The organism is uncultured Lactobacillus sp., assembly GCF_947367125.1.
Taxonomy (GTDB): domain Bacteria; phylum Bacillota; class Bacilli; order Lactobacillales; family Lactobacillaceae; genus Lactobacillus.
This window is the reverse complement of sequence record NZ_CANBCQ010000005.1, coordinates 19,349-40,335: the sequence shown is the minus strand read 5'-3', so window position 1 is coordinate 40,335 and position 20,987 is coordinate 19,349. Positions and strand designations below refer to the sequence as shown.

General features: G+C 37.4%; 20 protein-coding genes, 1 tRNA gene and 1 riboswitch. Of the genes, 17 read left to right on the top strand and 4 right to left on the bottom strand.

Features of this window, described 5'->3' with window-relative positions:
• The first annotated feature begins 71 nt into the window (after positions 1-71).
• Complete coding sequence (locus tag Q0Y84_RS02575; protein ID WP_297950596.1) at positions 72-734, top strand: type II CAAX endopeptidase family protein; 663 nt, start codon at positions 72-74, stop codon at positions 732-734.
• 61 nt (positions 735-795) lie between these two features.
• On the opposite strand, the gene Q0Y84_RS02570 is transcribed toward Q0Y84_RS02575, so the two are convergent.
• Positions 796-866: transfer RNA gene (locus tag Q0Y84_RS02570), tRNA-Gly, on the bottom strand.
• Positions 867-875: 9 nt separating this feature from the next.
• Entirely contained in the window at positions 876-1,469 is a 594-nt protein-coding gene (locus Q0Y84_RS02565) for an SOS response-associated peptidase family protein (RefSeq protein WP_297950595.1), read from the bottom strand.
• 112 nt (positions 1,470-1,581) lie between these two features.
• Here Q0Y84_RS02565 and trpS point away from each other — a divergent pair, with 112 nt between their 5' ends.
• From trpS to Q0Y84_RS02485, 16 genes are all read left to right on the top strand, one after another.
• Positions 1,582-2,604, top strand: a complete 1,023-nt coding sequence (trpS, locus tag Q0Y84_RS02560) for a tryptophan--tRNA ligase (protein ID WP_297950594.1) — start codon at positions 1,582-1,584, stop codon at positions 2,602-2,604.
• A gap of 16 nt (positions 2,605-2,620) precedes the next feature.
• Positions 2,621-3,100 carry a ComE operon protein 2 gene (locus Q0Y84_RS02555; protein ID WP_297950593.1) on the top strand — a complete coding sequence of 160 codons (480 nt, stop codon included), beginning with the start codon at positions 2,621-2,623 and terminating at the stop codon, positions 3,098-3,100.
• Positions 3,081-3,698, top strand: a complete 618-nt coding sequence (locus Q0Y84_RS02550) for a TPM domain-containing protein (RefSeq protein ID WP_297950592.1) — start codon at positions 3,081-3,083, stop codon at positions 3,696-3,698. Before Q0Y84_RS02555 ends, Q0Y84_RS02550 begins: the two co-directional genes overlap by 20 nt.
• Positions 3,699-3,750: 52 nt before the next feature.
• Positions 3,751-3,914, top strand: a riboswitch (M-box (ykoK) riboswitch).
• Positions 3,915-4,007: 93 nt separating this feature from the next.
• Positions 4,008-6,674, top strand: a complete 2,667-nt coding sequence (gene mgtA / locus Q0Y84_RS02545; protein ID WP_297950591.1) for a magnesium-translocating P-type ATPase — start codon at positions 4,008-4,010, stop codon at positions 6,672-6,674.
• 98 nt (positions 6,675-6,772) lie between these two features.
• On the top strand, positions 6,773-8,749 hold the full coding sequence (gene metG / locus Q0Y84_RS02540; RefSeq protein ID WP_297950590.1) for a methionine--tRNA ligase: 1,977 nt from the start codon (positions 6,773-6,775) through the stop codon (positions 8,747-8,749).
• Complete coding sequence (locus Q0Y84_RS02535) at positions 8,749-9,516, top strand: TatD family hydrolase (RefSeq protein ID WP_297950589.1); 768 nt, start codon at positions 8,749-8,751, stop codon at positions 9,514-9,516. Before metG ends, Q0Y84_RS02535 begins: the two co-directional genes overlap by 1 nt.
• A complete protein-coding gene (gene rnmV, locus Q0Y84_RS02530) occupies positions 9,503-10,069 on the top strand; it encodes a ribonuclease M5 (protein WP_297950588.1) in 567 nt (188 codons plus the stop codon). The genes Q0Y84_RS02535 and rnmV overlap by 14 nt, the downstream gene beginning before the upstream one ends.
• A complete protein-coding gene (gene rsmA / locus Q0Y84_RS02525) occupies positions 10,059-10,943 on the top strand; it encodes a 16S rRNA (adenine(1518)-N(6)/adenine(1519)-N(6))-dimethyltransferase RsmA (RefSeq protein WP_297950586.1) in 885 nt (294 codons plus the stop codon). Before rnmV ends, rsmA begins: the two co-directional genes overlap by 11 nt.
• A gap of 61 nt (positions 10,944-11,004) precedes the next feature.
• A complete protein-coding gene (locus tag Q0Y84_RS02520; protein WP_005718479.1) occupies positions 11,005-11,262 on the top strand; it encodes a Veg family protein in 258 nt (85 codons plus the stop codon).
• 106 nt (positions 11,263-11,368) lie between these two features.
• On the top strand, positions 11,369-12,199 hold the full coding sequence (gene purR / locus Q0Y84_RS02515; protein ID WP_297950585.1) for a pur operon repressor: 831 nt from the start codon (positions 11,369-11,371) through the stop codon (positions 12,197-12,199).
• 45 nt (positions 12,200-12,244) lie between these two features.
• Positions 12,245-13,630 (top strand): bifunctional UDP-N-acetylglucosamine diphosphorylase/glucosamine-1-phosphate N-acetyltransferase GlmU, encoded by a 1,386-nt coding sequence (gene glmU, locus Q0Y84_RS02510; RefSeq protein WP_297950584.1) that lies wholly within the window; start codon positions 12,245-12,247, stop codon positions 13,628-13,630.
• A 129-nt stretch (positions 13,631-13,759) separates the two neighbouring features.
• The gene (locus Q0Y84_RS02505) at positions 13,760-14,530 is read left to right on the top strand and encodes an SLAP domain-containing protein (RefSeq protein WP_297950583.1); all 771 of its coding nucleotides are present in this window, start codon (positions 13,760-13,762) and stop codon (positions 14,528-14,530) included.
• A gap of 129 nt (positions 14,531-14,659) precedes the next feature.
• Entirely contained in the window at positions 14,660-16,432 is a 1,773-nt protein-coding gene (locus Q0Y84_RS02500; protein WP_297950582.1) for an SLAP domain-containing protein, read from the top strand.
• Between the two features lie 238 nt (positions 16,433-16,670).
• Positions 16,671-17,645, top strand: coding sequence for a ribose-phosphate diphosphokinase (locus Q0Y84_RS02495; RefSeq protein ID WP_297950581.1), 975 nt, complete (start codon positions 16,671-16,673; stop codon positions 17,643-17,645).
• Between the two features lie 314 nt (positions 17,646-17,959).
• Positions 17,960-18,226 carry a hypothetical protein gene (locus Q0Y84_RS02490; protein ID WP_297950580.1) on the top strand — a complete coding sequence of 89 codons (267 nt, stop codon included), beginning with the start codon at positions 17,960-17,962 and terminating at the stop codon, positions 18,224-18,226.
• A 14-nt stretch (positions 18,227-18,240) separates the two neighbouring features.
• On the top strand, positions 18,241-19,161 hold the full coding sequence (locus Q0Y84_RS02485) for an ROK family protein (RefSeq protein ID WP_297950579.1): 921 nt from the start codon (positions 18,241-18,243) through the stop codon (positions 19,159-19,161).
• A 68-nt stretch (positions 19,162-19,229) separates the two neighbouring features.
• Here Q0Y84_RS02485 and Q0Y84_RS02480 read toward each other — a convergent pair whose 3' ends face one another.
• Complete coding sequence (locus tag Q0Y84_RS02480) at positions 19,230-19,502, bottom strand: hypothetical protein (protein WP_297950578.1); 273 nt, start codon at positions 19,500-19,502, stop codon at positions 19,230-19,232.
• A gap of 34 nt (positions 19,503-19,536) precedes the next feature.
• Positions 19,537-20,910 carry an HD domain-containing protein gene (locus tag Q0Y84_RS02475; protein ID WP_297950577.1) on the bottom strand — a complete coding sequence of 458 codons (1,374 nt, stop codon included), beginning with the start codon at positions 20,908-20,910 and terminating at the stop codon, positions 19,537-19,539.
• Positions 20,911-20,987 lie beyond the last annotated feature (77 nt).

Here is a 20,987-nt window from a genome sequence, read left to right as displayed (position 1 = left end):
CTATAATAAACTAGCTTTTTCTGGTATAATATGGGTTTTGTAGGATACAATTCAGAGTAGGAGTGAAGAATTTGAATACGCCACAATCAAGAGAGGGTAACGTAATTCGCTATGCTGTTTATTTAGTTGGCTATGTTGTCGTCTATGCGGTAACTAAGCTAGTTACTAGAAAATCCCCGGTCCATATTTGGGACTTGATTTTATTTGGCTTAGTTGCAGCCATGATTTTATTGTTTTATATTTATCGTTTTAATCGCGAGCAATCTTTTTTTGCGCGAGATTTTAAACTTCCCTGGTTAGGCAATTTATCAACGGTTGTTTTATTGACGCTAGTAATTACTGTTACACAAATTTCAATCTCGTACTTGCAAGCATATGGCAAATTAAACCATTATGATTTTCAACTGATTTATGCCAAAAGCGAATCGGTTAATATGTTTTGGTTTTTGATTGTTGTTCAAGGAATCGTCTTGCCAATCCTACAAGAATTTTTGGCAACTGGCTTTTTATTTAATTATGCTTTTCGGCGAAATACTAAGCAAGTTGCAATTACTGGTATCATTGTTTCAGGTTTGATTTTTAGTTTGTTGAATTTTCAAAATTCATTATTACTATTTATTATTGAAGCAGTTTACGGAATGATTTTTGCCTGGAGCTACCTGTACACGCAAACATTATGGATGCCAATTTACTTAGCTGTGGTTAGTGGCGTACTCACAGTGATTATGATTTAAGATAATGTTAAAAGGATGAGAAATTGTGATACATTCTCATCCTTATTTTTTGTATAAAAAAAGCGGATAGCGTGAATCGAACCCGCATCTACAGCTTGGGAAGCTGTCGTTCTACCATTTAACTATACCCGCAATATGTTTTTATTGTAGCATTTTTTCTACGTGAAGATCAACACTTTCGCGGTTAATTAAACTAGTAAAATTTTGAAAAAGCCAGCGCCGTAATTCGTTTGGCAAAATCACCAAAGGCATGCGGTTATGAATCGGTGCCATATCTTTGTTCGGTGTAGTAGTAACCATGGAGAAGCGATCATGATCATAAATTCCAGCAATCAAAGTGATTGGAGCATCTGTATGAAAGGCATAGCGGTCATGGTATTTGCGGCCGTTTTTTGCGGTATAGGTGGTATGAGCATATTCAAAGAAGTGATCGGTAATAATCAGGCAGCGCTGCTGGGCAAAAGATTTGTCCCACATTGAAGTTTTTGCTTCATAAAAGCGTTCAATGCGAGCATTAAATAATGATTTTTTGGGATCAATCGGATTAGGATAACCCCATTTTTTATTGCTTAGCTGTAATTTGTTATCTTGATAAAGCAAAACAGGTGCCGTTTGATTAGGAAAAATATCTGTTGCCTGAATGGAAAAATCAGGTTCAACTAAAGGCAGGTTAAGATCGCTTTTGAGATATGCTTGAATTTGTTTTAAATCAGGTAAATGAAATTGGTTACACATGGCGAGGTCCTTTCTTGTATCTAGTTTAATCATAGCTTATTTTTTGTTAAAATTAGGTAATTAAGCAATTAGATAAAAAATAAACTTTTAAAAATTAGAAAAGAGCAAAAAGATGGCAAAAGAAATTTTATTAACAGGTGACCGTCCCACTGGTAAATTGCACATCGGCCACTATATTGGTTCATTGAAAAACAGGGTAAAATTACAAAATTCTGGCAAGTATGATCCTTATATTATGATTGCCGATACGCAGGCTTTGACTGATAATGCACGTAATCCTGAGAAAATTCGCAATAGTTTAATCCAAGTAGCTTTAGATTATTTAGCTGTGGGAATTGATCCAACTAAGTCAACGATTTATGTTCAGTCACAAATTCCTGCTTTATTTGAATTAACTGCTTACTACATGGATTTGGTAACTGTCGCTCGGCTTGAAAGAAACCCAACTGTAAAAACAGAAATTAAGCAAAAGGGCTTTAAAGATTCAATTCCGGTCGGCTTTTTAAACTATCCTGTTTCTCAAGCTGCCGATATTACTGCTTTTAAGGCAACAGTTGTCCCAGTTGGGGATGATCAAGAACCAATGCTTGAACAAACGCGTGAAATTGTTAGAACCTTTAACCGCGTTTATAACTGTGATGTTTTAGTTGAACCTAAGGGCTACTTCCCACCTAAGGGACAAGGTCGTTTGCCTGGACTTGATGGAAATGCCAAAATGTCTAAGTCATTGGGTAATGCCATTTACTTAGCTGACGATGCTAAGACAGTCCAAAAGAAGGTTATGTCAATGTACACTGATCCAGATCATATTCACGTTGAAGATCCGGGTAAGATTGAAGGTAATACTGTCTTTACTTATCTTGATGTTTTTGATCCAGATAAGGCTAAGGTGGCGGAACTTAAGGAAGAGTACCAAAAGGGCGGCCTTGGCGATGTTAAGATCAAGCGCTACTTAAATAAGGTCCTTGAAGCTGAATTAGCTCCAATTCGTGAACGCCGGGAAAAGTTTGCTCAAGATGAAGATGCCGTTTATGAAATGCTTTTGGAAGGTTCAAAGAAGGCTAACCAAGTAGCTAATGCTACTCTTGATCAAGTTCGCGATGCCATTGGTTTGAATTATTTCAAGAATAAATAATTTAGGGGTAAAAAATATGCACGATCGGATTCCTTGGAAGCAATATTTTATGATGCAGGCGTTGGTTATTGCGCGACGGTCTACTTGTAATCGCGCATTAGTTGGCAGTGTCTTAGTAAAAGATAATCGAATTATCGGTACTGGTTATAATGGTTCTGTTTCAGGGCAACCACACTGTGATGATGTAGGGCACCAAATGGTTGATGGACATTGTGTGAGAACCATTCATTCAGAAATGAATGCTATTATTCAGTGCGCTAAGTTTGGCGTTTCAACCGAAAATACTGAGATTTATGTGACGCATTTTCCTTGCTATAATTGCTGTAAATCTTTGTTGCAAGCTGGTGTAAAAAAGATTAATTATTATTTTGATTATCGGGATAATCCATTAGCAATGCAATTACTTCATGATAGCGGGGTACCTTATGAACAGATTAAGATTAATCGCAAATACGTGGAAAGCTTGGCTCATAAACTTGAAGAAGACGAGAATTAATTTTGTTTGGCTGTTAGGATTGATAGCTGTTTTTTTAACAACAACTGCTTTTACTCAACCCAACATTGAAGATCATGCTCATATTTTAGACAAAGAGACCCGGACTTTAGTTACTGAAAAAAATGATCGCTATTTTCAGACTAAGGAGCAGCCCCAAATTGTAATTATGACCGTTAAAAGGCTGAATAAATTAACACCTAAAATGTTGGATCACTCTAAGCGAACAGTCTTTATTGTGGTAGGTCAAAAGGGTAAAAAACGTAATGTGCAGATTTTTTCAACTAAAGATCTGCATAGTGCTTTTACTGCAGATGCGCGCGGCAATATTTTGCGGGCTGAAGTAGATAAGTTGCGCAGCCCTAATAACGCGACCTTTAACCAAGGAATTCGCTTTGTCTTTCGGGCATGTGCAACTAAAGTAGATCAACAATATCAATATGCGCTTGATAAATATGATTTAACGCAATCTGAGCAAAATAAAATTGCTCATCCGCATAGTGTAGCGTTGCCGATTGCCTTGGCTCTAGCCTTTTTAATTATGGGAATAATTTATTTCTTGCGTAAATATAGTCATCATAGCTCAATTTCGAAAGAATAGTCGACTTGACTTATTTGCATTTTGTCCTTACACTTTTTGTAGACATAATTAGCGAAAAAACTGTTAGGTGAGACTCCTACGTGAACACACGCTATCGCCCAGAAACATCCAGAGATGCCAACGGGTTAAATAGGTGTCGTCGACTTAAGGCGAGATCCAGATAGCTAGCATGTGCTTACGTCACGTAGTGTTAAAACTGAACGACGAGTATGACAGAAGCCTTGTTTGGCGAAAGTCACCTGCAGATATTACAGGTGGCTTTTTTGTTTTGCTTGTCCCGATTAAAGAAGGGAGAAAATAGCAGCAATCATGTTAAAAGCAGCTAGCAAGAAGCGATCGAATATAGATATTCAGCGAATAAAACGAATTGCTCGCGAATCGCGTAGTGAAACTCTGGCGCGTTTGCAAGCGAGTGCTGAGGGACTTTCGACCAATAAGGCTGAAGAAAACAGAAGAGAATATGGCAAAAACGAAATCATTACTAATAGCAATTCCTCTAAATGGCGCTTATTATGGGAATCAATCGCTACGCCATTTACGTTGGTTTTATTAGTATTAACTTTATTAACCCTGTTTACTAGTTATATTTTGGTGCCACAAGGAGATAATGACTTAATTACTACGATAGTGATGATCGTGATGTTGATTATCTCGGTTCTCGTCAATTTTATCCAAAAAATCAAAATTGCTAAGGTAACTGATCAATTACTCAATATGGTATCAGTTACAACGAATATCCGGCGTGATGGCAAAAATGTGGAATTGCCAACAGATGAAGTAGTGATTGGTGATGTAATTAACTTGTCGGCTGGTGATATGATTCCAGCGGATATGAAGTTGTTAACTAGCAAAGATCTTTTTTGCTCATCAAGCTATTTAGATGGGGATCCTGAGCCGGCAGAAAAGATGGCTAATGTAGTAATTAAGCCGAGTATGGCTAATGATTATTTGAACTACCCTAATATTCTATATGAGGGAACAACCATTGTTTCAGGCTCTGGCACCGGGATTGTTTTTGCAATTGGCAATCACACTGTTTTTGGCAAAGAAGTTCAGGCTATTTCCCGTAAAAAAGTAAAAACTACCCTGTTTGACCGGGAAATGAAGCAATTAGCTAAAATATTGATTATCGCGACAGCAATTGTGATTCCGCTTTTGTTTGTGATTAATGGCCTGACTAAGGGCAATTGGGGGGAAAGCTTAATTTTCGCTTTGACAGCGGCAGTTGGCCTAACACCAGAAGTGTTGCCGATTATTGTTAATTCCAATTTAACACGGGGCGCACGGGAAATGTCCAAAAATGGCGCTGTCGTTAAGCAAATGAATGCTATTCAGAATTTGGGCTCAACTGATGTGTTCTGTATCGATAAAACCGGGACTTTGACACAAAATCAAGTGGTTTTAGAGCGTCACTATGATTTAGATATGCAAGAAACCCCACAGATTTTAAAGTTTTCATATTTGAATGCATATTATCAAACTGGGGTAAAAGATTTAATCGATAAGGCGGTAATTGATGCCGCGGGCGATGAACTAGATGTAAACGAAATTCAGCGTGATTACAATAAAATTGACGAAATTCCCTTTGACTACACTCGAAAAAGAATGAGCGTGGTAGTGGTAGATAACGATGAACACCACGGGCAGCACTTATTAGTAACTAAAGGTGCCGCTGAAGGGATGCTGGCAATTTCTAATAAGGTTGAACTTAATGGCAAGGTTGAGAATTTAACTACTGCCTGGCGAGAAAAGATCTTAAATCAGATTAATGAATTAAACGATGACGGTTTACGGGTACTTTTAGTAGGTTATAAATTAAATCCTGCCCCAGTAGGTGAGTTCTCTGCTAAAGATGAACATGATTTAACCATTATTGGCTATTTGGCTTATCTTGATCCGCCAAAAGAAACAACTAAAGAAGCGCTGGAAGATCTTAAAAAAGATTATGTTGATGTCAAGATTTTTACTGGTGACAATGAAGCAGTTACTCGTGCTATTGCTTTGCAGGTAGGATTAAACGTTGATACTGTTTATGACGGCACCCAGATCGAAGCGGCTAGCCCGGAAGAGTTGCGTGAAATTGTTGAAAAATGCGATATATTTGTGCGAATAACCCCGGAATTAAGAGTAAAAATTATTAATGCACTCAAAGCAAACGGTCATACAGTCGGTTATATGGGGAATGGCAATAAAGACGCTTTAGCAATGAAGGTAGCTGATGTGACCGTAACTTCGAATACGTCAGTTGATATTATCAAAGAGTCAGCCGATATTATTTTTGAGCAAAAAGATTTGCAGCTATTAGAAGAAATGATTCTAATGGGCCGAAAAGTCTTTTCAAATACAATGAAATATATTAAGACCTTCTTGGTAACTAACGCTGGTAGTGTAATTGCGATGGTTGTTTCATCGCTGCTCTTGCCATTTTTGCCTCTTTTGCCATTGCAAGTTTTAATTTTAAATTTGCTGTTTAGCATAAGTTGTCTGGTTATTCCCTTTGATAGTGTTTCTAAAAACTATGTCAAAAAGCCACAAAAATGGTCGATTAAGAGATGGCCGAAGTTTGTACTTAATTTTGGCCCGATTCCAGCAATTATTGATTTTATCGCAATGGGCTTGATGTTTTATGTGATTTGTCCATATTTAGTAGGGTCTAATTATCATCATTGGGTCTTTATGACACTATTTTATTCGGGGATTTTTGTGGAATCGCTTTGGACAAGAATTATGGTGATTCACACTTTGCGTGATGAACGTTTTCCATTCTTTAAGCAACATGCCACGCCAGTGGTGTTCTTGGTTACCTTTGGTATGGCAATTATTGGTACAATGTTGCCTTCATCAAGTATCGCGCCAAGTTTGGGCCTAACTCAATTGCCGTTTGGTTATTGGGGCATAGTCTTCTTGCTAGAAGTAATCTACGTTTTATTGACGACTTTGGTTAAGCACTTATATTTGAAAAAAGAAAAATTCTGATTTGAATTGAAAGGAATTGGCGGTTTTAGCCCAATTCCCTTTTTTGCATGTTAAAATAAAATAGATATTTTAGACAATTAAAGGAGTATGACTAATTAATGGCTGATAAAGATACTTTTTATATTACAACCCCAATTTACTATCCATCTGGTCGCTTAACGATCGGTAATGCTTATACTACTATTGCAGCTGATACAATGGCTCGTTACAAGCGCAGTCAAGGCTACGATACTTTCTTTTTAACTGGTACTGATGAACACGGCTTAAAGATTGAACAAAAAGCTGAAGCACAAGGAATTAAGCCACAAGAGTTCGTCGACAAGATGGCGGCTTCTTACAAGAAATTATGGAAGAGTCTCAATATTTCTTACGATAAGTTTATTAGAACAACTGACAAAGAGCACGTAGCTGCCGTACAAAAGATTTTTGAAAAATTATTAGCAAAAGGTGACATCTACTTAGGCGAATATACTGGCTGGTACTCAGTTGAAGATGAAGAATACTTTACTGAATCACAACTTGCTGAAGTTTACAAAGATGATGATGGTAATGTAATCGGCGGTAAGGCTCCAAGTGGTCATGAAGTACGTTTGGTTAAGGAACCATCCTACTTCTTCAAGATGAGCAAGTATGCTGACCGTTTGGTGGAATACTACAAGGAACATCCTGAATTTATTTTGCCTCATTCACGTGAAAAGGAGATGCTTAATAACTTTATTAAGCCAGGCTTGGAAGACTTGTCAGTTACTCGTACTACTGTTAACTGGGGCATTCCAGTTCCAAGCGATCCTAAGCACGTTGTTTATGTTTGGATCGATGCACTTTCAAACTATATTACCGCTTTGGGCTATGGCTCAGATGATGATTCATTGTTTAAGAAATATTGGCCAGCAGATGTTCATTTGGTAGGTAAGGAAATCGTTCGTTTCCACACTATTTATTGGCCAATTATGTTGATGGCACTTGATTTGCCACTTCCTAAGCACATTATTGGTCACGGCTGGGTTTTGATGAAAAACGGCAAGATGTCTAAGTCAAAGGGAAATGCTGTTTACCCAGAATCACTTACTAGTCGTTATGGCGTTGATCCACTTCGTTACTACTTGATGCGTGCCTTGCCATTTGGTGATGATGGTATTTTTACGCCAGAAGATTTTGTGGAAAGAATTAATTATGATTTGGCTAATGACTTGGGCAACTTGCTTAACCGTACCGTTTCAATGATTAATCAATATCAAGCTGGTCATGTTGCGGCAGTACCTGTTGCTCAAGCAAAGTTTGGTAAAGAATTACAAGATACTGCTGCTAGCGTAATTAATGATTATCGCGAAAATATGGATTCACTTCACTTTTCAAAGGCTTTAGATAGTATTTGGAAACTTGTTTCTCGTGCTAATAAATATATTGATGAAACTACTCCATGGGCTTTGAATAAAGAAGGTAAAAAAGAAGAACTTAGCAAGGTAATGAGCAATTTGGCTGAAAGTTTACGCTTAATTGCTATTATGATTGAACCAGTAATGACCGAAACTGCACCAATCATGTTCAATCAACTTGGTTTAAACTGGGATAATGACGATGCTAAGCATTTAGCCTTTGGTGACTTTGAATGGGATGTTAAGGTAATTGAAAAGCCACAACCAATCTTCCCAAGACTTAAGCTTGACGAAGAAGTTAAGTACATTAAGGATGAAATGGCTAAGGCTAAGCCAAAGAAGACCACTAGAAGTGAACAAAAGAAGAATGACGAAATCACCATTGATGATTTTGACAAGGTTAAGATTCAAGTAGGTCAAATTTTATCAGTTGAACCAGTCAAAGGCTCAAGTAAATTATTGATGTTTAAGTTAGACTTTGGCAATGGTAAAGAAACACAAATCTTGAGTGGAATTCGCAAGTTCTATCCAGATGTAAGTGAACTTTTAGATAAAAAGGTTTTGGCAGTTACTAACTTGAAGCCACGTAAGATGCTAGGTCACCTTAGTGAAGGGATGCTCTTATCAAGTGAAAAAGATGGTCAAGTTAAGTTGGCACTTGTTGGCGATGAACATGCAATTGGGGCTGAATTAGGCTAATGGAGATTATTGATAATCACACTCATTTGAACGATGAGCCTTTTCGCGGTAAGGAACAATATTATCTTGAACGGGCCAAAGATTTAGGCGTTACCAAGGTTATTTGTGCTGGTCAAGATCCTGATTTTAATCAAAGAGCAGTTGATTTGGCGCAAAAATTTGATAATGTTTATGCCATGGTCGGTTACTGTCCTGATGTTGCTAAAGACTATGATCAAGAGTCAGAAGATCAGTTAGTTGAACAGTTAAAAATGCCCAAGGTTGTAGCAATGGGAGAGATTGGTCTTGATTATTATTGGGATGAATCTCCTAGAGATGTTCAGCGCGAAGTTTTTGCTCGGCAAATTGAAGTGGCTCACGATCTCAAAATGCCAGTTGATATCCATACGCGTGATGCATTTGATGATTGCTATGATATTTTGAAAAATAGTAATTTGGAATATGGTGCAATTTTGCATAGTTTTAATGGCGGCGTTGACTGGTTGAATAAGTTCTTAGACTTGAATGTTTACTTTTCATATTCTGGTGTGGTTTCGTTTACTAAAGCTACGCAAGTACATGAGAGTGCAAAGGCTGCACCACTTGATCGAATTTTGGTTGAGACTGATGCGCCATATCTGACGCCTAAGCCATATCGCGGCCGTCAAAATGAGACGGGCTATGTGCGTTATGTAGCCGAAGCAATCGCTAAGTTGAAGGATATTCCATTAGAAAAAGTAGCGGATGCTACTTATAAGAACACAGTGAGAGTTTATGGGCTTAAATAAAAAGAATTTTGATGCGGTAATCGTTGTTGAGGGAAAAGACGATACCATTCGCTTAAAGCAATTTTTCCCAGGAATTGAAACGATAGAAACTAATGGCTCAGCTGTTTCAGATGAAGTGTTGAAGCAAATTAAAAAATTAAGTGAAACGCGCCAGATTATTGTTTTTACTGATCCTGACTTTAATGGAGAAAGAATTCGCCGCATTGTGACTAATACGGTTCCAGATGCCAAGCAAGCATTTATTACGCGTAAAGAAGGCGAGCCTCATAAAAAAGGTAGTCTCGGTGTAGAACACGCTTCAAAAGAGGCATTAGAACGAGCTTTAAGTGATTTGCATGAAGTTGAACCACAAAAAAGTGATTTAACTGAAAAAGCTTATCGTCAATTAGGTCTTGCTGGAGGCAAGGGAGCGCGGAAGTTGCGTGAGCAAGTTGGAATTAAATTGCGGGTTGGTTACGGCAACTCTAAGCAGTTTTATAATCGTTTGCATACGTTTGGTGTTTCACTTGCTGAATTGAAGACAGCTGTTGAGGAGGTTGAATATGGCCAATAATATTCCAATTGGTTCTCCCGTTAGAACGCAGGCAATTGTTAATCGCTATTTTGTGAAAGCAAAGAAAAATTTAGGACAAAATTTCTTAATTGATCAAAATGCTATTTTGGGTATTGTCGAAGCAGCCGGCATTGAAAAAGGTGATCAGGTAATTGAAATTGGTCCGGGGATTGGTTCGTTGACTGAGCAATTGCTTTTAGCAGGGGCTAAAGTTTTTGCCTACGAAGTTGATGATAGTTTGCCAACAATTTTGCAAAATGAATTGCCTAAAAAAATCGATGATCAGCCATTAGATAGTCGCTTTAAGCTGATCTTGAAAGATGTATTAAAAGCGGACTTTAAGGTAGATATTGGTGACTTCTTTGATTTTACTAAGCCAATTAAAGTTGTAGCTAACTTGCCGTATTACATCACTACGCCAATCATTTTTGCCTTAGCTGAATCAGATTTGCACTTTACTTCATTGACCTTAATGATGCAAAAAGAAGTAGCAGAACGATTAGAAGCCCAACCAGGCAGCAAGGAATACGGTCCGTTGACTATTTCCGTTCAGACCGAAATGAATGTTAAACTTGCTTTGCAGGTGAGTCATAATTCCTTTATGCCGCGGCCAAAAGTAGACTCGAGCGTAGTTGTCTTAACGCCACTGAAGGAAAAGCCAGCAATTGAAAATCGTAAGCATTTTATTTGGGTAGTGAAAATGTGTTTTTCACAGAGAAGAAAGACACTCAATAATAATTTAAAAGCTTTGTTGCCTGATAAAACTAAGCGTGATGAATTATTTGCGGAATTAGGGGTAGATCCAAGAATTCGCCCTGAAGAATTAACAATTAAACAATTTATTAAAATTGCTAGCTTTATTCCTGCAAGATGATGTATAATATTGAATTTATTATATATTTGTGATAAAATGTTGGTAAAGGAGCTGTTGTTTAGTGCCAACATCAATTATCACAATTAAACATAAGTTGGATTCTCACTTAGGTGATACTTTGACAGTAGTAGCTCAAGCGGGTCGTAAGAAAGTTACTAAGAGACGGGGAATTTTACGAGAAACTTTCCCTGCAGTGTTTGTGGTTGATTTAGACCAACATCAAAATAATTTTAAACATGTTTCTTACAGTTATACCGATCTATTAACTAAGAATATTGCGTTAGAATTCGATGATGAAGCAGAAGAAGCTGAAGCATAAACACTTTTTTGAAAATTGCACTAGCATTTATTAAAATGTTAGTGCTTTTTTTTGCCCTTTAGAGTATATTTATTAAGTATAAAACAAACATTAGAAAGGAAATTTCATGAAACGTTCAGAAAGACTGGTGGACATGACCAAATATTTAATGGAGCGTCCCCATACTTTAATTGCACTACCATTCTTTGCTAAGCGTTACGGCGCTGCTAAGTCATCTATTTCAGAAGACTTAGCGATTTTGAAGCATACTCTTGCCAGCAACCAGGATGGCATTTTAGAGACCGTAGCTGGTGCAGCTGGTGGTGTGCGGTATATCCCATTTTTAGGAAAAAAGCATGCAGAAACATATTTGGCTGACTTGTCATCGCGAATTGAAGATCCAAGTAGAATTTTAGCTGGTGGCTTTGTATATTTATCAGATATTTTGGGTAATACACAAGATTTACGTAAAATCGGTGAATTGGTTGCTACTCGTTACGCTTATGAAGAAATTGATGCAGTAATGACGGTTGAAACTAAAGGGATTGCTTTAGCTCAAGCTGTTGCGCGCTTTTTAGACGTCCCATTTGTGACAGCTAGAAAACGTTCTAAGGTTACAGAAGGTGCGACTGTTTCTGTTAACTATATTTCTTCATCATTGTCCCGTGTATCTAAGATGGAATTGCCAACTCGTGCGCTTGAAAAAGGCGCCAAGGTATTAATCGTCGACGACTTTATGAAGGGCGGCGGTACTTTAACTGGAATGGAAGAATTGGTTAAGGAATTTGATGGCACAATTGCTGGCGTTTGTGTTCTTTGTGAAGCTGATTTTGATAAAGAAAAATTGATCAAAAATTATCTTTCATTAGTAAAAATTAGTGAAATTGATACTGCTAAAAAATTAATCATGGCTGAACCAGGCAACTTCTTAACTGAAACTGATTTTGACCGTTTCTAAAATGGTATACTAGACTCAAGTTTTGATTATTAAGAGGTTAATATAATGGAAAAATATGTAGTTGTTCTTGCTGCAGGCAAGGGTACGCGAATGAAATCAAAGTTGTACAAGGTTTTACACAAAGTTTGTGGCAAAACAATGGTTGAGCATGTTGTTGATGCAGCTCGTGGTGTTAATCCAGCTGAAGTTGTTACAATTGTCGGTACTGGTGCAGAAGATGTAAAAAAAGTGTTGGCAGATAAGTCTAAGTTTGCCTTCCAAGAAAAGCAATTAGGTACCGGGGATGCAGTAATGACGGCGCGTGAAGAGTTAGGCGATAAAGATGGTGCTACCTTAGTAGTAACTGGTGATACACCACTTTTCACTACTGCTACTTTTGATGAATTGTTCAAGTATCATGCAGAAAAAGGCAATGCCGCAACTGTTTTGACTGCAGAAGCTCCAAATCCATTTGGTTATGGTCGAATTATTCGTGATGATCAGGGTAATGTTTTACGAATTGTAGAACAAAAAGACGGTAAGCCAGAAGAATTAAAAGTAAAAGAAATCAACACTGGTGTCTTTTGCTTTGATAATAAGAAATTATTTGAAGCATTGAAACATGTTAATAACGATAATGCTCAAAGCGAATATTACTTAACTGATGTCTTAGAAATCTTGCGCAATGCTGGTGAACGCGTCGGTGCTTACAAGATGCCTGATTTTAGCGAAAGTCTCGGTGTTAATGACCGTATTGCTTTAGCTCAAGCTACTAAGACCATGCAAAGAAGAATTAATGAACAACACATGCGTGACGGTGTTTCATTTGTTGATCCAGATACTGCTTATATTGATGCAGATGTTAAGATTGGCAATGATACTGTGATTGAAGGTAATGTTGTAATTAAGGGCAATACCGAAATCGGTAGCGATTGTTACATTACTAATGGTTCAAGAATTGTTGATTCCAAGATTGGCAATAATGTAACTATTACTTCTTCAACAATTGAAGAGTCTGAAATGGATGATAATACTGATATCGGTCCTAACTCACACTTGCGTCCAAAGGCAATCATTCGCAAGGGAGCACATATTGGTAACTTTGTCGAAGTTAAGAAGGCTGAAATTGGTGAAAATACTAAGGTAGGTCACTTGACTTATGTTGGGGATGCTACCTTGGGTAAGGACATTAATATTGGCTGTGGTACTATCTTCTCCAACTACGATGGCGTGAAGAAGTTCCATACAAATGTTGGTGACCATGCCTTTATTGGCGCCGGCTCAACGCTAATCGCTCCAATTAATGTGGCAGACCATGCCTTTATTGCAGCTGATACAACTGTTACTAAGGACGTTAATAAATATGACATGGCAATTGGTCGTGGCCGTCAAGTTAATAAGCCAGATTACTGGCATAAGCTTCCACTTTCCCAAGACAAGGATTGGGATTAAGCAATTAAGTACTAGTTGAATGACTGGTACTTTTTTTATTAAGAAATGTTAAATACTTATTGCAAAATTGTACTGGCGACCTACAATAGGGAGTGCTAATAATAATTTTTACATGAGGTAGGTAATACTATGAAATTAAGTCATAAGTTAGTTATGGTTTCAGCAGCTGTTTTAATGGGAGTTAGCCCAGTAGTAGGAATGGCAGGAAATGTTGCCCCTGTTCAAGCTGCTACCAAGAGTACTAGTGGTGTACATAATACTTATGGTAAGAACAGTAAAGTTAAGGTAACTAAGACAATGAAGTTTGTTGACCGCAATGGTAAAAAGACTTCTAAGACTGCTCCTAAGGGCGGTAGTTACACTATTTGGAACGTCAAGAAGATTGATGGTCAAGTTTACTACAGTATTCAAACTGACTTGAAGTACTGGATTCCTGCGGCTGCAACTGAAGGCACAGTAACTTATAAGTCAGGTAATACTACTTATACGCTTAAGAGTAATGGTAAGAAGGTAACTACTTCTACTGCAACTACTAAGTCTACTAAGAAGGCAAGTAAGAAAACTAGTGACAAGAAGACTACTAAAAAGGTAGTTAAGAAGTCAACCAAGAAAGAAGCTGCTAAAACTACTAGCAAAAAAAGCAGCACAAAGAAAACAACTACTAAGAAGGCTTCATCAAAGAAGACGCCAGTTTCTGAAGCAGTAAAAATCGTAACTAAGAATAAAGCTTATGTTTATGATAAGAATGGTAAGCGCGTTAAGAACTATTTAGGCACCAGCTACATTGGTAAAAAGATCTCTCTTAAGGGATTAGGTACTAAGACCATTAAGGGTGTAAAATACTACGCTTTACAACCAAATAAATATTACATTAAGGCTTCAGACGTAACTGTTAAGTAATAATTGATGTAAAGGGACACTTTTTCATTATGAAAAGATGTCTTTTTCGTTTCTAAATTGGCAAAAAACAGTTTTAGATTTAGAATATATAAATAAACTTTATGTTTTGTAAGAATGAGGTATTTATCGATGAAATTAAGTCATAAATTAGTGATGGTCTCAGCAGCTGCATTGATGAGTGTTACCCCTCTTTTGGGTACCGCAGAAAATGTCAATACTGTTCAAGCTGCACCTAAGAAGACTGCTTCAAAGAAGGCAGCAAGCAATAAGATTACTTTAGTACGTAATGCTTATGTATATGACAAGAATGGTAAGCGCCTTGACAAGTACATGGGTAGTGCAAAGTACACTACTATTGCCAAGGGAGTAACTGTTACTACTAATGGTACTAAAACTATTGATGGCGTGAAGTACTACAGTCTTGGTAATAATGCTTATATCAAGGCTGTTAATGTAGATGGCAAGCCATCATCATCAACTACATCATTATCCAAGGGTACCAAGGCTAAGTTTGTTTCTAACTCATACATTTATGACAAGAACGGCAAGCGCATTAACAAGTACCAAGGCAAGACTAAGTTCTTAAAGGGTGACTCAGTTACTACTTATGGTATTCAAACTATCAAGGGTAAGAAGTACTACCAACTTGACAAGAAGGGTATTGCTTTCGTAAGAACTGTAAATATTGACGGTAAGGCTACTGCAAATAAGAAACCTGCTGTTTCAGATGATACAGAAGCAACTAACGACTATAATTACACATTAAAGAGTAACGCTTACGTATATGACAAGAATGGTAAGCGCATTAACAAGTATCAAGGCAAAGCTAAGCTTTTAAAGGATGCTTCAATCGACGTTTATGGTATTGAAACTATTAAGGGTAAGAAGTACTACCAACTTGATAAGAAGGGTACTGCTTTTGTTAAGGCAGGCAACGTATCTAGAACTACCAAGGCAACTTCAATCACCATGAAGAAGAATGCTTACATTTACAATGAAAATGGTGATACCAAGAAGAAGACAGTCAAGAAGGGTAAAACTGTTAAAACTACTGAAGCAAGATACATTGGTACTAAGCTTTACTACAAGATTGGTGATAATCAATTCGTTAAGGCTGCTAATGTAGGTAAGATTTCTGGTCCAGCACTTGAACCAGTAAATGAACCAGACGGAGCTGCTACTGTTGACCCTGGTAATAATACTGTAGATCCAAACGTAACCAAGGTAACTACAATTAATGTTGCTCCACTTTACAACATTAAGGGACAACCAGATAACGTTAGAGCATTTGGCGCAGGTCAAAGTCAACAAGTTTCAGAATTGAGATATATTGCAACTTCTGCAACTGCTACCCCAGAATTATTCTACAAATTATCAAGCGGTAGAGGCTATTTAAAAGCTTCAGACGTTGCTGTAAGTGGTAAGATTTTAACTCCTGTTAACACTCCAGAACAAGCTAGAGCAGACGTTACAGTTGCTACAGCAGCTGATAAGACTAAGTTGCTTCAAGACATTAACGAAGCAACTAGTGTTAAGAACTCAGAAGCTTACAAGTTTGCTTCAAGTGATGCAAAGGCTGCATATGATAAGGCAATTACAGATGGTACTGCCGTTAATAACGATGCTACAGCTACTATTGCTCAAGTTAACGAAGCAGATGCTGCAATTGTTAGCGCTAAGGCTAAACTTAACGGTAAGAAAATCACTGTATCAAACATTAGTAATTTGACTCCAGCAGAAGTAACTTCAATTGTACAATTGGTTGCAACTGCTAATAATGTACCAGAAAGCTCAATTCAACTTTCAAATAGTGGTGCTTTGACAATTGTTACTAATGGTTATACTCAAGTTTTAAACCTTAGTGATTATGTTACTCAAACTTCAGCAACTTCAACTAACTAGAAATGCATAAAATAAGACGTAGTATCTGAAACGACACTACGTCTTATTTTTTAGGATATTTTCGTTATACTAGAAAGTACAAATATATTCTAACTTTTTTGATGGTCAATGGTTAGTGCTTTTGTTCGTTTTTTTCATGGTTACGCAAAATTATTGTTATAATTAGAACGAGCATAGTTCTTTTTCAGCTAACTTTTGCTAAAATAGAGTTGTTAAGCATATTTTTACGGAGGAAATTATGTCCTATAAAGACGATATGATGATCTTCGCCCTTAACTCAAATGTACCATTAGCACAAAAGATTGCGGATCGTGTTGGCGTTCCACTTTCTAAGTCTAGTGTTGAACGTTTCAGTGATGGCGAAATTCAAATTAATATTGATGAAACTGTGCGTGGTAAAGATGTCTACCTTGTACAATCAACAAGTAAGCCAGTTAATGACAATTTGATGGAATTGTTAATTATGATTGACGCTGTACGTCGTGCAAGTGCTCGGACAATTAACATTGTGATGCCTTACTATGGTTATGCTCGTCAAGATCGTAAGACTCGTGCTCGTGAACCAATTACTGCTAAATTGGTTGCAGACATGCTTCAAGCTGCAGGTGCTGATCGCATTCTTTCACTTGATTTACATGCACCACAAATTCAAGGTTTCTTTGATATTCCAGTTGATAACTTAATGGGTGCTCCACTTTTGGCAGACTACTTCTTGCGTAACGGCTTAGAGAAGGACGCTGTTGTAGTTTCACCAGACCACGGTGGTGTTACTCGTGCTAGAAAGCTTGCTGAGTTCTTGGGCTGCCCAATTGCTATCGTTGATAAGCGCCGTCCAAAGGCTAATGTTGCTGAAGTTATGAACATTATTGGTGACGTTAAGGGCAAGCGTGCTATCATTATCGATGACATGATTGATACTGCCGGCACTATTACTTTAGCTGCTCAAGCCTTAATTGATGCGGGTGCTACTGAAGTCTATGCTAGTGCAACTCATGCTGTTCTTTCTGGTCCAGCTATTAAGAGATTGAACGATTCACCAATCAAGAACTTGGTTTTGACTGATTCAATCAATCAACCAGCAGAGAAGAAGCTTGATAAGATGCTTTTGGTATCAGTTGGTCCATTGATGGGCGATGCTATTAAGTGTATTCAAAACCACAAGGCACTTAGCCCATTGTTCAACACCAGATACGAAGCTGACAAGAACAAGTAAAATAAAATTTGATTTCAAAAAGCGACTAGTCGATTGGCTAGTCGTTTTATTTTAGCATAAATATATACTTTAGTTTTAAATTGCCTATGCTTATTTTACACAAAGTCAATTTTTTTGATTAAAATAGATACTGTAGAATTACGAGAAAATAGGTTTAATCAAATTAGAAAAGCAAAATATGTAGAAATAGCGCAAGAAATTGAAGCGCGAATTAAGAGTGGACAATATAAAAAGTAAACTGCGTTGCCGGATCAAGAAAGTTGGGCTAAGAAATTTAACGTTAGTCGTTTAAAATTCAGAAGGCATTGGATGGATTGGATCGTAAGGGCTTGGTTTATAAGCAGTCAGGGATGGGTACCTTTGTCTTAGGCGATATTCCATTTAAGGATAAAAAAGATGCACCAGTTAACGCCTTTATTGGTCTAGGTAATCAAATGGGCAAGAAAAATATTAAAAGTCAGGTTTTGCATTACTCAGTGGAATTTCCTAATGAAATAGTGCAAGAATACTTGGATATTAATAAAGCTGAACCAGTCTACGATATTGTGCGCTTAAGAATAATAGATTTTAGATATAGATAGAAATTAGGCAAATCATGACACAATATTTATCTTTTGACATTGGCGGAACTAACTTGAAATATGCTTTGATTGACGAAAAAGGACATATCTTTGAGAAAGATCGTGTAAAAACTAATACTGAAAACTTAGATGCGTTTATGCAGACAGTGTATGAAGTTGCGGATAAGTATCAAGGCAGGTTTAAGGGGATCGCTATTTGTGCGCCGGGAAAAATCGATACTCAAAATAAGATTATTTATTTTGGTGGAGCATTACCGTTTTTAGATGGGCTGAATTTGCAGGAAAGTTTGGGTGAAAAATATAATGTACCAATTGCTGTAGAAAATGATGGCAAGGCTGCTGCTTTAGCCGAGCAATGGTTAGGCGAATTACGTGATGTAAATACCGGCATTGCAATTACCTTGGGCACCGGTGTTGGCGGCGGCGTTTTGGTCAATAAGCGTATTTTACATGGCTGGACTTTTCAAGCTGGTGAACTTAGCTGGATGATCACTAATTCAAGTATTGGAGTCAAAAATATGGCGGCTTATACTGGTTTTAGCTGCTCAGCAGTTAATATGATTAAAAAAGTTAATTTAGCTCTCGGCAACATTGACTTGGATGATGGAGTAACTGCATTTGAGGCGATTAATAATGGTGATTTAAGAGCAATGGCTGTCTTTAAACATTATTGCCGTAATGTGGCAATCATGATTCTTAATATTCAGACGGTTATTAATGGTTCCAAGGTGGTTATTGGCGGCGGGATTAGTGTGCAACCAATTTTGATTGAAGAAATTAACAATCAATTTGATAAAATTTTACAAAATAACTCCATGTTGAATAATCAGGTGATCAAGCCAGTGATTGTTGCTGCTAAACATGGGAATGAGTCTAACTTATATGGTGCACTTTATGCCTTATTGTTGGAGTTAAAGGAAAAAGAAAATAATTAGTTTTTTTAGACGAAAAAAATAGGGATGCTAACTTACTGCATCCCTATTTGTGTGAAATGATTAATTAACTAGTCTTTGCTGGAAATAGCTTTGGCAATTGCCACGCTGGCACCAGCAACACAGGCGACCATTGCGGTTTTACAGCCAATCTTAACTACATCTTTGACTAAATCCTTATTTTCATGGATAAAGTCAAAGGACATCTTAGTATAATCCATGCAGTAACCATGGACTGTGTTCATTAAATCTTTTACTTGAGTATAACCACTCTTAGCAGTTTTTTCTTCAAGTTCTGGGTCAATTTGAGTTCTTACATCTGTATTTAAATCATTTTTGTTCATTATCGATACCTCGATTCTAGGATTTACTTTAATTTTACTTCTTTTTGTCACGTTTTGGCTTTCTTAAGTACTTTAAAGCTCCATTCTTAACATATTTTTGAAATTGCTCGTAAATTGGATCAAAAATTTGGGGTTGTTCTTCGTCCCGACTAAGCATGATCTTAGGGAAGAAGAAGCGTTCATCTCCTTGGAAAGTTCCGTTTAAAGCGCGAACCAATGGGCTAAGCTGTGACAACTCAATTAAACTGCCGTCATCCTGCATGATTTCAATTTGACTGTTGGCATTTTTTCCAGTTGGTTTATAAGCATCATATGGTTCGTCAAAAGCAGAATTGATTGCCGTATAATAATCTGGGTCAAATCCAGCTTGTTTAATTAAATTTTTTAACTTAGGCACTAAGTTTTTGGTTTCTTCATCAATGCGGACGCTAGCCAGTGGCTTTCTATATAAATAGCGTTTGGCTAAATCAGATAAAACAGGATCTTGATCCTCAGTCCACATCGAAAAATTAGTTTCCATTACGCCATCATCAAGCTTGAGATAATCAGCCAAGGTCCAATTGCCTTCAAGGAATTTCGCTAAACTAGGCGTGACTTGTAAGTTGCATTTTTGATAAACGACTTGAGCCCGCTGCAACAGGTGATGCAAAATAACTTCCATTGAACGGCCAACACGGTGAAAGTAAACCTGTTGATACATCTGGTAGCGTGAAACGATGTAATCTTCAACTGCATGCATGCCGTTATTTGTAAAGCAAATGCCATTTTGGTAAGGACGAATTACTCGTAGAATCCGCGATAAATCAAATCTGCCATAGTTAACCCCAGTGAAATAGGCATCGCGCTGTAAGTAATCCATTCGGTCGGCGTCAGCCTGACTAGAGATCATTTTAACCACTTGTGGGTTGGGGTAGGTTTTGGCGATTACGCTAGCGACTAATTCAGGGAAATTAGGTGCTACTTGCTTTAAGGCTTGGTTAATTTCTGTATTTGGGTCAGTAATGATTTTTTGACCAATTTTTTCATGATTGGTGCCGAAAAGATGCTCGAAAGTGTGGGAATAAGGGCCATGACCAATGTCATGGAGTAAACCGGCACATTCTACTAGTAAGCGGTTGTCATCATCCCAGAGCCCATCTCCTGGCACAATTGACGGGTATTTTTTGCTAAAGATGTCACAGATGCGTCTGGTTAATTCATAAACGCCGAGATTATGCTCAAATCTAGTATGAGTCGCACCTGGAAAAACATAGCTAACAGGCCCTAATTGTTTAATACGACGCATACGTTGAAATTCTTTTGCTTGAAGCACATCTAAAACAACTTTGTCTTCAATATGAATATATCCGTGAACTGGATCACGCAGAACAACTTCTTGTTTTAATTTTTCACTTTGAAATCTTGCCATAAAAATCCACCAAGTTTTATTTGTTAATTTTTTTAACTATATATAATAAAATAGATTGTATCTAACTAAAATTATAG